Below are 14971 nucleotides of genomic sequence, written 5' to 3' on the forward strand. Positions count from 1 at the left end.
CCCGCGGCGCCCGATCCGAGAGTGAGTTGCACCATGCGTCTGCAGGCCTGGCACATCGTCGTCCTCGTCATCGCGTTCATCGTGCTCTTCGGCTGGAAGAACCTGCCCAACATGGCGCGCTCCATGGGTGAGTCCATGCGGGTCTTCAAGTCCGAGGTCGACCAGATGAAGGACGAGGGTGAGGCGCGCAAGGACGCCAAGGACGCCGAGCGCCCGGCGCTGGAGGACCGCAGCAAGGACGCCGACAGCGACACCGCCCGGCAGGAGTACGACGCGATGAAGCGGCGCCAGTCCGGCGACGGCGCCTCGCCGAACGCCTGACCCGGCGCACCGGCATACTCCTCCGTGGCCCGCACCGACCGTCCCCGCCGACGCCGCAGAGACCCCGAGGGCCGGATGGCGCTCGGCGAGCACTTCCGCGAGCTGCGCAACCGGCTGACGATCAGCGTCCTCGCGATCGCCGTGCTGGCGGTGGTGGGGTGGTACTTCTACGACGAGATCTTCAGCTTCGTCAACGCGCCCATCGTGCGGGTCGCCCAGGAGCGTGGTGACGAGGCGGTCAGCCTGCGCTTCCAGAACATCACCGAGCCGTTCGCCATGCAGCTGCGGGTGGCGATCTTCAGCGGGATCCTGCTGGCCAGCCCCATCTGGCTGTGGCAGATCTGGGCCTTCCTGCTGCCGGGGCTGCGGCGTCCGGAGAAGCGCATCGCCCTGTCCTACTTCTTCATCTCGATCCCGCTCTTCTTCGCCGGGGCGGCGCTGGCGGCCTTCACCTTCCCGCGGCTGGTCGCGATCCTGCTGGGCTTCACCCCCCAGGGAGCCGCGAACCTGCCGGGAGCCCAGGAGTTCCTCTCGCTCTGGCTCTACTTCATGCTCGCCTTCGGTCTGGCCTTCCTGCTGCCGGTGGTCCTGGTCGCGGCCAACCAGATCGGCATCCTGCCGGCGAGCGTCATGCTCCGCAGCTGGCGGATCGTGCTGTTCGGCATCCTCGTCTTCTCCGCCTTCATGACCCCCGACCCCAGCGCCTGGACCATGCTGGCCATGGCCTCGCCGGTGTTCGCGCTCTTCTGGTGCGCGGTCGGGATCTCCTTCCTCATGGAGCGGCGCCGCGCCCGGAAGAACCCGGACCGGTATGCCGGTCTCTCCCCGGACGAGGCGACCCCTCTCACATGAGGTATGCCGTCGCGCACGGCCGCAGGTCCGGCCGGCGGGGCGGCGCGGTGGTGGGGGAGCAGGCGGTCACCCGGCTGCGGGGCGCGTGCCACGACGTGGTGGAGGTGGTCGGGGACTCGCTGGAGCAGGTGCGGGCCGCGTGCGCCGCGCTGGTGGCCGACGGGGTGGACGTGCTCGTGGTCGCGGGCGGGGACGGACTGGTCAGCCTCGGCACCGACCTGTGCGCCGGCTCCGGCACCACGCTGGCGGTCCTGCCGGCCGGGACCGGCAACGACAACGCCCGCAGCCTGGGCATCGGACCGGGTCACCCGGCTCTGGACGTGCTGCTCGGTGCCCGGACCAGGACCGTCGACACCCTCCACGTCCCCGAGCTGGGCCGCCGCGTCCTGGGGTCGGTCTGCGGCGCCCTGGACGCCCGGATCAACGCCCGGGCCAACACCTGGCCACGGTGGCTGGGGCCGTCGGCCTACAGCCTGTCCGCGCTGGTCGAGATCGCCCTGCTCCGGCTCCAACCGCCGCTGGCCTACCAGCTCGTGGTCGACGGCCGCACCGAGGACCTCGAGGCGCTGGTCGTGGTCGCCGCCAACATGCCCCACCTCGGGGGCGGGCTGCCGATCGCGCCCGCGGCCGACCCCGAGGACGGCGAGCTCGACCTCGTCGTGGTGTCACCGGTCTCCGCGCGGGAGGCCGTCGGGCTGCTGCGCGCGATCCGGGCGGGCAGGCATACCACTCACCCGGCGGTGCGCATCGTGCGTGCGCACGAGGTGCACCTGAGCGGACCGCCCGACGTGGTCGCCCACGGTGACGGGGAGGCGCTGGCGGCGCTGCCGCTGACCGTCCGGGTCGAGGCCGCGAGCCTGCGGGTGCTCGCCCCCTCCTGACGTAGCCTGGGAGGCATGTCCACCCCCGCAGAGCGATATGCGGCCTCCCGTGCGCGCGCGAGGTGGGAGGCGACGCCGGCCGGCCGGTTCACCAGCACCATCGGCTTCGAGCTGGACCCCTTCCAGCTCGAGGCGATCGAGGCGGTGCAGGGCGGGGCCGGGGTGCTGGTGGCGGCACCCACGGGCGCGGGCAAGACGGTGGTCGGCGAGTTCGCGGTGGCGCTCGCGCTGGAGACCGGGCGCAAGGCCTTCTACACCACCCCGATCAAGGCGCTGTCGAACCAGAAGTACCACGACCTGGTGGCGCGGCACGGCGCGGCCAACGTGGGCCTGCTCACGGGGGACGCCTCCGTCAACGGGGAGGCGCCGGTGGTCGTCATGACCACCGAGGTGCTGCGCAACATGATGTATGCCTCCTCGCCGACCCTCACCGGGCTCGGCTTCGTGGTGATGGACGAGGTGCACTACCTCGCGGACCGGTGGCGCGGCGCGGTCTGGGAGGAGGTCATCATCCACCTGCCCGAGTCGGTCCAGGTCATCTCGCTGTCCGCGACGGTGAGCAACGCCGAGGAGTTCGGCGACTGGCTGCGCCAGGTCCGCGGCCGCGGCAACCCCGACTCGCTGCGGGTCATCGTCTCCGAGCACCGGCCGGTGCCGTTGTGGCAGCACATGATGGTCGGGCAACGGATGTACGACCTGTTCGTCACCGACGGCACCCGCGCGCCCTCCGGCACCGACGGGACCACGCGGGTCAACCCCGAGCTGCTGCAGGCGATCTCCGCCGCCGAGCGGTCGGCACGGTCCGAGGGCGGCTGGCGCCGGGAGGACGCCGGGGGGCCCCGGGGGCGGCGCGGTGACCGGCGGGGCAAGGGCGGACGTGGCGGCCGGGACGACCGGCAGCGGGCCGGCCGTGGACGCGGAGGCCCCTCCGGACAGCGACCCTCGGACCGGGGTCCACGCCGCGACGACGCCCGCGGCTACAGCTCCGGCGGCCCTGACCAGGCCGGGTTCGCCCGTGGTGCGCTGCCCGGCGGCGTGGCCAGCCGGACCCAGGTCATCGACCGGCTGGACCGGGAGGGGCTGCTGCCGGCGATCACCTTCATCTTCAGCAGGGCCGGGTGCGACGCGGCCGTGCAGCAGCTGCTCGGCCGGGGCGCCCGACTGATCCCGGACGAGCTGGGCCAGCGGATCCGTGCCCTGGTCGCCGAGCGGGTGGCGGAGGTGGACCCGGCCGACCTGGGCGTCCTCGGTTACCACGACTTCGTCGAGGGCCTCTCCCGGGGCTATGCCGCCCACCACGCCGGGATGCTCCCGCTCTTCCGGGAGATCGTGGAGGAGCTGTTCACCGCCGGGCAGGTGCGCGCGGTCTTCGCCACCGAGACCCTCGCCCTCGGCATCAACATGCCGGCCCGCACCGTGGTGCTGGAGAAGCTGGTGAAGTTCAACGGGGAGGAGCACGCGCCGGTCACGCCGGCCGAGTACACCCAGCTCACCGGGCGCGCCGGGCGCCGGGGCATCGACGTCGAGGGGCACGCGGTCGTGCTGTGGCGGCGGGGCGTGGACCCGATGGACGTGGCCGGGCTCGCCTCCACCCGGACCTACCCGCTGCGCAGCTCGTTCCGGCCCAGCTCCAACATGGCCGTGAACCTCGTGGCGCAGTACGGCCGGGAGAAGGCGCACGAGCTGCTCCAGGCCAGCTTCGCGCAGTTCCAGGCCGACCGGTCCGTGGTCGGGCTCACGACGCAGCTGCGGCACAACCTGGAGGCGCTGGAGGGGTATGCCGCGTCGATGGCGTGCGACCGGGGCGACTTCCGTGAGTACGGCCGGCTGCGGCACGAGCTCTCCGAGGTCGAGAAGAAGGCGGCCCGCACCCGTCAGGCGCAGCGGCGCAGCGACATCGGCCAGGCGCTGGAGGCCCTGGAGCCCGGCCAGGTGATCCAGCTCGACGGTGGACGGCACGGGACGATGGCCGTCGTCGTCAAGGGGGCGCGTGGCCGCTCCGCCGGCCCCGAGCCGACCGTGATCACCTCGAACGGTCGGGTGCAGCGGCTCACGATCCCCGGCTTCCGGGACGTGCCGGAGGTGATCGGCTCGCTGCGCATCCCGGCGCACTTCAACGAGCGCAGCCCGAAGGCGCGCAAGGACCTCGCCGCCACCCTGCGCAGCACGGTCCGCGAGCCCGTGCCCGGCCGGGCGCGCGAGGACGGCGGGGGAGCGGGCATACCCACCAGGACCGAGACACGGGTGCAGGACCTGCGCGCCCAGCTGTCCGCGCACCCGTGCCACAGCTGCCCCGAGCGCGAGGACCACGCCCGGTGGGCGGCGAGGTGGTGGAAGCTGCGCAAGGAGACCGACGACCTGCAACGGCGGGTCTCGCACCGCACCGGCACGCTCGCGGCGACGTTCGAGCGGATCTGCGACCTGCTGTCCGAGGCCGGCTACCTGAGCAAGGACGGCGCGCACGTCACCCCGGAGGGCGAGCGGCTGCGCCGGATCTACACCGAGCTGGACCTGGTGGCCGCCGAGGCGCTGCGCCGCGGGACCTGGCGCCGGCTCACCCCGGCAGACCTGGCGGCGGTCGTGTCCGCCCTGGTCCACGAGTCCCGCGGCGACGAGCCGGGTGACCCGCCCACACCGAGCGTCGAGGTCGCCGAGGCGCTCGGCGAGATGAGCGCCATCTGGCAGGAGGTCCAGGCCGGCAAGCTGGCCCACAGCCTCACCGGCGACCGGGAGCTCGACCCCGGCATCTCCTGGATGGTGCACCGCTGGGCGTCCGGGCGGGGCCTCGAGGAGGTGCTGCGCTCCGGCGACCTGTCCGCGGGTGACTTCGTGCGCCGGGCCAAGCAGGTGGTCGACCTGCTGGGCCAGATCGCGCACGCGGCGGACGAGGACGTCGCCGCCACGGCCCGGCGTGCCTCCGCGGCGATGCTCCGCGGCGTCGTCGCCGCGGACCGGCTGGACTGACGCGCGGCCCTCTCGCGGTCCGCACCCGTGAGGATCGGTGCACCTGCCCCTCGGCTCACCGGAGGGGACCGGTGACCGTACCCTGACGGGCATGACCGAGATCGTCATCTGCTCCCCGCTGCGCACCCCGGTCGGGGGCTACCTCGGCAGCCTGGCCACCCTGACCGCGGCCGACCTCGGCACCCAGCTGCTCACCACCCTGCTGGAGCGCACCGGGTTGGGCGACGGCGACGTCGACGACGTGATCCTCGGCAACGCCAACCCCTCCGGCGAGATCCCGGCCCTGGGCCGCATCGTCGCCCTCAACGCCGGGCTCGACTCCGCTCCGGGTATGCAGCTGGACCGGCGCTGCGGGTCCGGCCTGCAGGCGGTCCTGACCGCGGCGGCCCAGGTCGCGACGGGCGGGAGTCGCCTCGTCGTCGCCGGGGGTGCGGAGTCGATGAGCAGCGTCGAGCACTACGCCCTGCTCCGGCAGGGGGTGCGTGCCGGGGTGGACCTGGCCGACCGGCTCGCCCGGGCCCGCTCCACCGCGGGTGGGGAGCACCACCCCATCCCCGGAGGCATGATCGAGACCGCGGAGAACCTCCGTCGCGACTACCGGATCTCCCGCGAGGCGCAGGACGAGCTCGCGGTGCGCTCCCACCAGCGCGCGGCGGCGGCGCAGCGCGAGGGCCGCTTCGCCGACGAGCTGGTGCCCGTCGAGGTGCCCGGGCGCACGGGGGTGACGGTGGTCGACACCGACGAGCACGTGCGCCCCGAAACCGACGTCGCCGCCCTCGCCGGGCTGCGGCCGATCCTGGGCCGGAGTGACCCGGAGGCGACCGTCACCGCCGGCAACGCCAGCGGGCAGAACGACGCCGCGGCCCTCTGCGTCGTCACCACACGGGACCGCGCCGAGCAGCTGGGCCTGGCACCGATGCTCGGGCTGCGGTCGTGGGCGCTCGCGGGGGTCGCTCCCGAGACCATGGGCATCGGCCCCGTCCCGGCCACGGCCGCCGCGCTGGAGCGCGCCGGGCTGGGTCTGGACGACCTGGATCTCATCGAGCTCAACGAGGCCTTCGCGGCGCAGGCGCTGGCCGTGCTCACCGAGTGGGGCATGGCCGGGAGCGACCGGTGGGACCGGCTCAACGTGAACGGCTCCGGGATCTCGCTCGGCCACCCCGTCGGCGCCACCGGAGCCCGGATCCTGGCCACGCTGGCCCACGAGCTGGGGCGTCGCGAGGGTCGCTACGCCCTCGAGACCATGTGCATCGGCGGTGGGCAGGGCCTGGCCGCGGTCTTCGAGCGGGTCAGCTGAGCGCGGGACGACCCCGCACGAGGAGGCCGAGGCCACCCGCGCCGACCGCCAGCAGCACCGACGCGACCACGTCGCTGGGCCGGTGGAACCCCAGCATGACGACGAGCGCTCCCATCCACACGGTCAGACCCGCGCCGAGCACCGACGCGACGGGCAGCCAGGCGCGCGGAGCCACCAGGAGCAGCGCCAGGGCCAGGGCGGCGGCCGCACCGGTGTGCCCGCTCGGCAGCGAGTTGGACATCAGCCACGGGTCCGCCAGCTGGGGGCGGGGCAGCAGCGCCTTGAGCACCTGGGTGGAGGCGACCAGGACCGGGACGGACACGAGCACCGCCAGGCCGGTCCGGGGCCGGTGCAGCGAGGCCAGCACTCCGACACCCAGGGCCAGGGCGAGCAGGACGTAGGGGTTGGGCAGGACGCTGTCGAGGAGTTGGTGCTGCGCGCCGGTCACCGTGACGGCGTCCATCAGGCCGGAGTCGACCCGCTGCCCCGTGGTGCTGAGCACCGCCACGGCATACACCGCGCCGAAGGCGGCGATCGCGCCCACGACCAGGCCCAGCGGGCGCGGCCAGGCGACCGCCGGCACGCGGGTGTGCCCGGGGTCGGGGGCGGTGGTGGTGCTCACCCCGTCCACGGTAGGGCGGTCACCTGTGCGGCGCCTGTGCCGACAGGCGGCTGCGGGTGCGGGCCTACGGCCTCACCTTGAGCGCGGACATCAGCCGTCCCACGGGATTGCCGAGGTCGTAGGTCTCGATGAGCTGCTGCAGCGTCCCCGGGTCCGCGAGCTCGCGGGGGAGAGTGAGCGGGACGTCCGCGACCGGCGCGTCCTGCGCCACCAGCACGACCGTCGGGGCGACGTCCAGGTAGGCGGCGCCCGCCTCGAGGTTGGTGCGTCGGGCGCCCTTGATCGCCGGGTCCCCGGAGTCGACGGCGGCGCGCAGGCCCTCGAGCGTGCCGTACTCCTCGATCAGGGCGGCAGCGGTCTTCTCCCCGATGCCCTTGACCCCCGGCAGCCCGTCCGAGGTGTCGCCGCGCAGCATCGACATCTCGGCGTACGCGCGCCCGGTGGGGACGGCATACCGCGACCGCAGGTCGGCCTGGTGGATCTCCTCGGCGTCCCGGACACCCTGCTTGGCGGTGTAGATCACCGTCACCCCGGCCTCGTCGTCCACCAGCTGGAAGAGGTCGCGGTCCCCGGTCACCACGCCGACCGGCATCCGGCCGCGGTGCCGCGCGGTGAGCGTGCCGATGACGTCGTCCGCCTCGTAGCCGTCGGCACCCAGGATCGGGATGCCGACGGCGTCCAGCACCCGACGGATGATCGGCACCTGGACCTCGAGCTCAGGTGGAGCCTCCTCCTTCTCCTCCGAACCCTCGACCAGACGATGAGACTTGTAGGAGGGGATCGCCTGCACCCGGAAGTCGGGGCGCCAGTCGTTGTCCCAGCAGCACACCAGGTGGGTGGGGGAGAAGCGGCCGACCAGGGTGGCGATCATGTCCACCAGCCCCCGGACCGCGTTGGTCGGCGTGCCGTCCGGCGCCTCGCGGAGGTCCTTGACGCCGAAGAAGGCCCGGAAGTAGAGCGACGCCGTGTCGAGCAGGAGGAGCTGGGGCGGCGCGACGTCGGGGTCGCGGTCCGGAGGTGTCGTCATGGCGCTCACCCTAGTGCCGGTGGGTTAGCGTGAGGTATGCCTCGACGCCTGGCGATCTCGCTGCTGGTCATCGTCGTGGCGGTGTCGGCGGTGCTGCTGTTCGGGCCGCTGTGGGACAGCGCCGAGGGGGAGAACCCGCTGACCCGGCCTCCGGAGCCGGACTACGGCGCGGTGCTGCGGCTGGCGCTGCCGACGCTCCTGGTGGCGGCCGTGGTCGGACTGCTGGTCGTGCCGCCCCACGGGCGTCGGGCGCCGACCCGGTCGCAGCTCGCGCCTCCCAGGGGGTCCTCGCGCGCCGATTAGGCTGACCGCATGGAGCCGTTGGATCGCCACATCGTCACCGTCCTCGCGCAGGACGGGCGGATCAGCTTCGCCGACCTGGGCCGGCAGGTGGGGTTGTCCACCTCGGCCGTCCACCAGCGGGTCAAGCGGCTCGAGGAGCGAGGCATCATCACCGGCTACCGCGCGGTCGTCGACTACGCCTCGGTCGGCCTGCCGCTGACGGCGCTGATGTCGGTGACCCCCTTCGACCCCTCCGACGACGACGACATCCCGGAGCGGCTGGCCCACATCGAGGAGATCGTGGCGTGCTGGTCGGTGGCGGGCGACGAGAACTACGTGCTCCTCATCCGGGTGTCCCGCCCGCAGGACCTGGAGGAGCTGCTGGCGCGGATCCGGCAGGAGGGCTCCTGCTCCACGAACACCACGATCGTGCTGTCGACGCCCTGGGAGGACCGCCTCGGCAGCCTGCCGGTGCACACCCCCGACGCGACCTGACCCGACCTGACCCCACCGAGCGTCGCTTGTGGTTGGCTCACGCCCCACCGGGCGTCGCTTGTGGTTGCCCCCAGCCTCACCGGGCGTCGCTTGTGGTTGGCTCACGCCCCACCGAGCGTCGCTTGTGGTTGGCTCACGCCTCACCGGGCGTCGCCTGTGGTGGCTAGGGCCGCCGAGCGATGCCGGCGACCGCCCCGCGGGTCACGGCGAGGAGGTCCGAGGGCGCCAGCTCCAGGTCCAGGCCACGGCGTCCTCCACTCACGAGGATCGTGTCGTGCTGCTCCGCGGAGGCGTCCAGCACCGTCGCGAGGGACCGCTTCTGCCCGATCGGGCTGATTCCTCCGACCACGTATCCCGTGACGCGCTGCGCCGTGGCGACCTCGGCCATGGACACCCTCTTGAGCCCGAGGGCGGCCGCCATCGCCTTGAGATCGAGCTGTCCGTCCACCGGCACGATGCCCACCGAGAGCTCGCGCTCACCCTGCACGAGCAGCGTCTTGAACACCCTGGCCGGTTCCACCCCGAGCGCCTCGGCCGCCTCGGTCCCGTAGGACGTCGCCGCCGGGTCGTGGTCGTAGGCACGCACCGCATACCTGATCCCCGCCCGATCGAGGGTCGCCGTCGCCGGAGTTCCACCCGACTGCCTCGTCCTCGCCACCACGCCAGGGTATGCCGTCGCCCGGCAACCACAAGCGACGCCCGGTCGGGCTGCAGCCAACCACAAGCGACGCTCGGTGGGACTGGAGCCAACCACAAGCGACGCCCGGTAGGGCTGCAGCCAACCACAAGCGACGCTCGGTGGGAGAGCGGAGTGCGCCGGTCAGGCGAGCTGGTCGACCGAGGCCCGTCGGGAGGCGGCTGCGGCGGCCACCGCCTTCTCCTGCTGGCCGGCCTCGTCGGTGCCGTGCACCTCGGCCGCCTGCTGGCGCCACCAGTCCTGACCGCTCGCGGGCAGGGTGTCGATCGGGTCGTAGTAGACGTACTCCGCGCTGGTCACGTCGACGTCCTCGCCTTCGATCGAGGTGCGGTAGTTCTTGCGCCAGTAGGAGATGCCACGCTCGGTGTCGTAGGTGTCCACCTGGTGCACCCAGCGCTTGCCGACAAAGGGCACGTCGCAGACGATGCGGGGCGTCGCGAACCCGGGCAGGTACCCGAGCATCGAGTGCTGCAGGTGCTGGGCGTGCGCCAGGGACACCCGCCAGTGCTCGCTGAACGGGATCATGTCGCACATGTAGAAGTAGTACGGCGTGATCATCGCCTCGTCCGCCATCGCGAAGCAGAGGTCGAGCAGCTGGGTGGAGGAGTCGTTGACCCCACGCATCAGCACGCCCTGGTTGCGGACGTCGCGGATGCCCGCCTCCAGCATCGCCTTGCTCGCCTGCGCCACCAACGGGGTGACCGACTGCGCCGCGTTGATGTGGGTGTGGATGGCCAGGCCGACGCCGCGCTCCCGCGCCTTGCGGGACACGCGGGCCACGCCCTCGACCGTGTCCGGGGCGAGCCAGTGCTGCGGCATACCCATCAGCGCCTTGGTCGCGAGCCGCACGTCCCGGATGTTCTCGATCTCCAGCAGCTGGTCCAGCCAGGCCTCGAGGTTCTTCCACGGCATGTTCGCGACGTCACCGCCGGAGACCACCACGTCGCGCACCCCGGGGGTGGCCCGGAGGTAGTCCAGGATGGCGGTATGCCGGTCCACCGGCTTGCCGGCGAGCTTGAGCTTGGTGACGGTCGGGGTGGAGTTGCCGACGAGGTCCATCCGGGTGCAGTGCCCGCAGTACTGCGGGCAGGTCGGCAGCATCTCGGCGAGCACCTTGGTGGGGTAGCGGTGGGTCAGCCCCTCGGCCACCCACATGTCGTGCTCGTGCAGGCTGTCGCGGGTGGCGTAGGGGTGGGTGGACCAGTCGGTCCGTCGGTCGGAGAAGACGGGGAGCATGTAGCGGCGGACCGGGTCGGCGAGGAAGGCCTCGGTGAACGCGACGCCCGCCGCCGGCATCCGACCGTCGGCCCACGTCGGCTCGCTCACCATCGTGTTGAGCATCTGCGGGGGCAGCAGCATCGACATGGTGGCGCGCTCGGTCTGGTCCCGCTCCAGGTCGGCGTAGAACGCCTCGGTGAGCAGGTCACCCATCACGGTGCGTAGCTGGCCGATGTTCTTGACGCAGTTGACCCGCTGCCACTGCACGTCGGCCCACTGCTCGGGGGTGACGTCCGCCCATCCGGCGAAGCGGGTCCAGTCGGGCTCCACCAGCTCGTGGCGCCGGTAGGCATAGGGCTGCTCGATCTGTGCGCTCATGCCCACATGCTACGGACAACATCCGGCGAAGGCGAGGATCCACAGGATGATGTCTCGCCAAAGCAGCAACAGGCAGGATGATCTCTCGCGAGGCCGTGCAGAGCCCGCGTGCCGAGCGCCAGCACCAGCCATCCCGGCGTGTCGGGCACGACACGCCGCAGATCCGACGGAACCTGGGTCGACACCGGCGCCAGAAGCGTCCGGCTGACCTGCGAGGTTGCACGTCGTCGCAGGTCAGTGGCGTGTTGACAGAACTCGCGGTCGCGTCCTACGTTCGGACGCGTCCCTGAGGCGCCCGAGCGCCGAGGAGGGGAGCCAGGACCCCGAGCACCGAGTAGACAACGGGATCGTGTCGGCCGCCAGCCGGGCACGGACCGGCCCCAAAGGTGCCGGGGTCCGGCCATGTCCGGACCCGGGTGCGACGTAGGCTGGCCCGGTGCACTGGCCGACCCGACTCCCGCTCGCCGTGCTGGGTGGGGTCGCACTGTGGCTGGCCTTCCCCTCGCACGACATCTGGCCCCTGGCGATCGTCGGGACCGCCCTGCTCGCCCTGTCCACCGCCGGCTCGAGCGTGCGGACCGGCCTGCTGGCCGGGCTGCTGCTGGGGCTGACCTGGTACACCCCGATGTTCGTCTGGGCCAGCACCTACGCGGGGGTGATGCCCTGGCTCGCGATGAGCCTGGCCTCGGCGCTCTACCCCGCCGCCCTGGGCGGTCTGCTCGCGGTGCTGCAACGGGCGGGGACCGTGCGTCCGGTCGTGGGCGCCGCGGCCTGGGTGCTGATGGAGTATGCGCGCTCGGTCACCCCGTTCGGCGGTTTCCCCTGGGCGCGCCTCGGCTTCAGCCAGGCGGACAGCCCGACGCTCGGGGCGGTGAGCCTGCTCTCGGTCGCCGGGCTGGGTTTCCTCGTGGCCCTGGCCGGTGGGCTCATCGCCCTCACGGTCCAGCACCTGGCCCCCGGCCAGGAGCGCCGCACCGTCCGCGCCGGCCTGCTCACCCTCCTGGCTCTCGCCCTCACCCTGGCGCCGGCGGCGCTGCCCCGGCCGACCGAGGGCGACCCGCTGCAGGTGGCGGCGGTCCAGGGTGACCTGCCGGCCGACTTCACCCGCACCCTGAGCGCCGCGCGGGGCACGATGCTGGAGCGGTACACCACCATGACCGAGCAGCTGGCGCGGGACGTGGCGGCCGGGGACGCACCGGCCCCGGACCTCGTGCTGTGGCCCGAGGGGGCCAGCGACCTCGATCCGCTGGACCCGGCGACCGGCCCCGAGGCGGTGGCGGAGATGATGACGGGCGTCGAGGCGCTCGGGGTGCCCGTGGTGCTGGGAGCGACGTCCTACGGCACGGGGGAGGCCCCGCGCAACATGGTCCTCGAGCTGCAGCCCGGCCAGGGGGTGGACGACACCTACCAGAAGATCTACCTGGCGCCGTTCGGGGAGCGTATGCCGTTGCGTCCCGTGATGCGGCACCTGTCGGACTGGGTGGACCGGATCCCCGACTGGGAGGCCGGCACCGAGCCGGGTGTGCTGGATGTCGCGCTGCCCGACGGCCGGGACGTGCGCCTGGGTCTGGGCATCTGCTTCGAGGTCGTCGTCGACCCCGCGATGCGGGACGTCGTCACCGGAGGGGCGGAGCTGCTGGTGGTCCCCACCAGCAACGCCTGGTTCGGCGAGGGCGACGAGGCCGCGCAGCACATCGCGACCTCCCGGGTCCGCGCCGTCGAGTACGGCCGCTCGGTGGCGCACGTCAGCAACGTCGGGATCTCCGGACTCATCACCCCGGACGGCGTGGCCCACGGCCGGACCGGCCTGTTCACCCAGGCGCTGCTGGAGCGGGAGCTGCCGCTGCGGTCCGAGCAGACCCTCGCGGTGCGGACCGGGCCGTGGGTGGTGCCGGCGGCCGCGCTGCTCGTGCTGCTGGGCCTGCTGACCTCCCGCCGGCGACCGGCTCGTTAGGCTTCCCGGGTGACTGCCCGTGGCCCGCTGCACCGTGTGTGCGTCTGCATCCCGACCTATCAGGAGCGCGACGCACTCCCCGGTGTGGTGCGCCGCCTGCGCGCCGCCGCGCCACAGGTCGACGTGCTGGTCATCGACGACAACAGCCCGGACGGCACCGGGCAGCTCGCGGAGCAGCTCGCCGCCACCGACCCGCAGGTGCACGTGCTGCACCGGGAGGCCAAGGAGGGCCTGGGTCCGGCCTATCTCGCCGGGTTCGCCTGGGCGGCCGACCGTGGCTACGACGCCGTCGTGGAGATGGACGCCGACGGCTCGCACCAGCCCGAGCAGCTGCCCAGCCTGCTGGAGGCCGGGGAGGACGCCGACGTGGTGATCGGATCGCGCTGGGTGCCCGGCGGCTCGGTGCACCGTTGGCCGCTGCACCGCAAGGGCCTCTCGGTCGGCGCCAACACCTATGCCCGGCTCGCCCTCGGCATCGCGGTACGTGACGCCACGGCGGGGTTCCGGGTCTACCGGCTGCCCCAGCTCGTGCGACTGGTCGCCACGCCGGTCGCCTCCCAGGGCTACTGCTTCCAGATCGACCTGACGCTGCGGGCGCTGGACGCGGGGCTCCGGGTGGTCGAGGTGCCGATCTCCTTCGTCGAACGCGCCGAGGGCACCTCGAAGATGAACGACGCAATCGTGCGCGAGGCCGTGCTGCGGGTGGGGGAGTGGGGCTGGCAGCGCCGGTCCGGCCAGCTCCGGGAACACCTCGGGCGCCGCGGCCGTTCTCGATGGCACCACCTCGAGGAGGCCACGTGAGCTCGACGACCGGTCGAACCCAGCCGCGACGGCGGCCCGTCCTGCGCTGGATCCTGCTGGCTATCGTGCTGCTGCCGATCGTCGAGATCGCCGTCCTCGTGCTGGTCGGCCAGGCCATCGGCCTCTGGTGGACCCTGGGCCTGATCGTGGCGGTCGCGGTCGCCGGCACCTGGCTGGCGCGACGGGAGAGCTCCCGGACCTACCGCGCCCTCCAGCAGGCGCTGAACTCCGGCCGGATGCCCGCGGACGAGATGACCGACGCCATCCTGCTCATGGTCGGCGGGGTGCTGCTCCTGCTCCCCGGCTTCGTCAGCGACGTCGTGGCCCTCGTCCTCGTGCTCCCGTTCACCCGTCCCGCAGCGCGTCGCCTGCTGCAGGCCGTGGTGGCCAGCCGTGCGCTGGCGACCGTCGGTGGCACCAGCGGGTCGGCACGCCCGCCCCGACCCCCGGGTGCCGGGACCGTCATCGACGGCGAGATCGTCGACGAGCAGCCACCGCCGTGGCGCGAGCAGCCGCCCCCGCCCATCGACCGCTGACCCGCTCGCGCTGGCGCCGGAGAGCCGTTCGGCGCTAGACTGGTCCGTCGGCCCCGCGGTCCGCGCGTCGCAGCACGCGCTGAACGCCGCGTCAGCCGACCAGGGAACACGGGGCCCGCCGCAGGCGTTGACCTACATGACGCTGCACGCCGTCGCACCACGACGACGGCAATCCCCGTACGCACGGCACACGATCAAGCATGCGTGTCGGTGGAACGACACGATGGGAGTGGAACACATATGGCAGAGCGGTCCCTTCGCGGCACCAACCTGAGCTGGCTGTCCTTCGAGAGCGACGAGGGCGTCACCTTCAGCGACCGTGAGATCAGCCGGTACGTGTGCCCGGACGGGCACGTGAGCGAGCTGCCCTTCTCGGTCGAGGCGGAGATCCCGCCGATCTGGGAGTGCCGGTGCGGCCTGGACGCCAAGCTGGAGAACGGCCCAGAGCCGGAGCTGAAGGCGACCAAGCCGCAGCGCACCCACTGGGACATGCTGCTGGAGCGTCGTTCCGTCCCCGAGCTCGAGGAGCTGCTCGAGGAGCGGCTGGCGCTGCTGCGCGAGATGCGCGGCGAGAAGCCCCGGCGCAAGCGCAGCGCCTGAGAGCGCATACCCACATCGCGACGACGGAGGCGCGGCACGCACGGCG

At 72.9% G+C, this 14971-nt stretch carries 15 protein-coding genes; 11 read left to right on the forward strand and 4 right to left on the reverse strand.

Annotation, left to right across the window (positions count from 1 at the left end; genetic code table 11):
- Nucleotides 1-33: 33 nt before the first annotated feature.
- From tatA to FXF60_RS00945, 5 genes are all read left to right on the forward strand, one after another.
- Nucleotides 34-321, forward strand: a complete 288-nt coding sequence (gene tatA / locus FXF60_RS00925) for a Sec-independent protein translocase subunit TatA (protein WP_151523368.1) — start codon at nt 34-36, stop codon at nt 319-321.
- Nucleotides 322-345: 24 nt separating this feature from the next.
- Nucleotides 346-1173 carry a twin-arginine translocase subunit TatC gene (gene tatC / locus FXF60_RS00930; RefSeq protein WP_238335622.1) on the forward strand — a complete coding sequence of 276 codons (828 nt, stop codon included), beginning with the start codon at nt 346-348 and terminating at the stop codon, nt 1171-1173.
- Nucleotides 1170-2054: a diacylglycerol/lipid kinase family protein gene (locus tag FXF60_RS00935; RefSeq protein ID WP_151523369.1), complete on the forward strand. Its 885-nt coding sequence runs from the start codon at nt 1170-1172 to the stop codon at nt 2052-2054. The genes tatC and FXF60_RS00935 overlap by 4 nt, the downstream gene beginning before the upstream one ends.
- Nucleotides 2055-2069: 15 nt before the next feature.
- Nucleotides 2070-5018: a DEAD/DEAH box helicase gene (locus FXF60_RS00940; RefSeq protein WP_151523370.1), complete on the forward strand. Its 2949-nt coding sequence runs from the start codon at nt 2070-2072 to the stop codon at nt 5016-5018.
- A 91-nt stretch (nt 5019-5109) separates the two neighbouring features.
- Complete coding sequence (locus tag FXF60_RS00945; protein WP_151523371.1) at nt 5110-6315, forward strand: acetyl-CoA C-acetyltransferase; 1206 nt, start codon at nt 5110-5112, stop codon at nt 6313-6315.
- Here FXF60_RS00945 and FXF60_RS00950 read toward each other — a convergent pair.
- Nucleotides 6308-6937, reverse strand: coding sequence for a phosphatase PAP2 family protein (locus FXF60_RS00950; RefSeq protein WP_151523372.1), 630 nt, complete (start codon nt 6935-6937; stop codon nt 6308-6310). The genes FXF60_RS00945 and FXF60_RS00950 overlap by 8 nt on opposite strands.
- A gap of 64 nt (nt 6938-7001) precedes the next feature.
- Nucleotides 7002-7964, reverse strand: a complete 963-nt coding sequence (locus FXF60_RS00955) for a 5'-3' exonuclease (protein WP_151523373.1) — start codon at nt 7962-7964, stop codon at nt 7002-7004.
- Nucleotides 7965-8000: 36 nt separating this feature from the next.
- Between FXF60_RS00955 and FXF60_RS00960 the strand changes: the two genes are divergently transcribed.
- Together FXF60_RS00960 and FXF60_RS00965 are read left to right on the forward strand one after the other, a co-directional pair.
- Nucleotides 8001-8267, forward strand: coding sequence for a hypothetical protein (locus FXF60_RS00960; protein ID WP_151523374.1), 267 nt, complete (start codon nt 8001-8003; stop codon nt 8265-8267).
- A gap of 9 nt (nt 8268-8276) precedes the next feature.
- A complete protein-coding gene (locus FXF60_RS00965; protein ID WP_151523375.1) occupies nt 8277-8741 on the forward strand; it encodes an Lrp/AsnC family transcriptional regulator in 465 nt (154 codons plus the stop codon).
- Nucleotides 8742-8904: 163 nt separating this feature from the next.
- Here the strand turns inward: FXF60_RS00965 and ybaK are convergent, their stop codons facing one another.
- Entirely contained in the window at nt 8905-9399 is a 495-nt protein-coding gene (ybaK, locus tag FXF60_RS00970; protein WP_151523376.1) for a Cys-tRNA(Pro) deacylase, read from the reverse strand.
- 162 nt (nt 9400-9561) lie between these two features.
- Nucleotides 9562-11034 carry a KamA family radical SAM protein gene (locus FXF60_RS00975; RefSeq protein WP_151523377.1) on the reverse strand — a complete coding sequence of 491 codons (1473 nt, stop codon included), beginning with the start codon at nt 11032-11034 and terminating at the stop codon, nt 9562-9564.
- 436 nt (nt 11035-11470) lie between these two features.
- On the opposite strand from FXF60_RS00975, the gene lnt reads away from it, so the two are divergent.
- The 4 genes from lnt to FXF60_RS00995 all read left to right on the forward strand — a co-directional run bounded on the left by lnt (nt 11471) and on the right by FXF60_RS00995 (nt 14925).
- Nucleotides 11471-12988: an apolipoprotein N-acyltransferase gene (gene lnt, locus FXF60_RS00980; RefSeq protein ID WP_151523378.1), complete on the forward strand. Its 1518-nt coding sequence runs from the start codon at nt 11471-11473 to the stop codon at nt 12986-12988.
- A 9-nt stretch (nt 12989-12997) separates the two neighbouring features.
- Nucleotides 12998-13789, forward strand: a complete 792-nt coding sequence (locus tag FXF60_RS00985; protein ID WP_151523379.1) for a polyprenol monophosphomannose synthase — start codon at nt 12998-13000, stop codon at nt 13787-13789.
- Nucleotides 13786-14325 (forward strand): FxsA family protein, encoded by a 540-nt coding sequence (locus FXF60_RS00990; RefSeq protein ID WP_151523380.1) that lies wholly within the window; start codon nt 13786-13788, stop codon nt 14323-14325. Before FXF60_RS00985 ends, FXF60_RS00990 begins: the two co-directional genes overlap by 4 nt.
- 240 nt (nt 14326-14565) lie before the next feature.
- On the forward strand, nt 14566-14925 hold the full coding sequence (locus FXF60_RS00995; protein WP_058891117.1) for an RNA polymerase-binding protein RbpA: 360 nt from the start codon (nt 14566-14568) through the stop codon (nt 14923-14925).
- The last annotated feature ends 46 nt before the right edge of the window (nt 14926-14971 follow it).

The organism is Serinicoccus kebangsaanensis, assembly GCF_008919445.1.
Lineage (GTDB): Bacteria > Actinomycetota > Actinomycetes > Actinomycetales > Dermatophilaceae > Ornithinicoccus > Ornithinicoccus kebangsaanensis.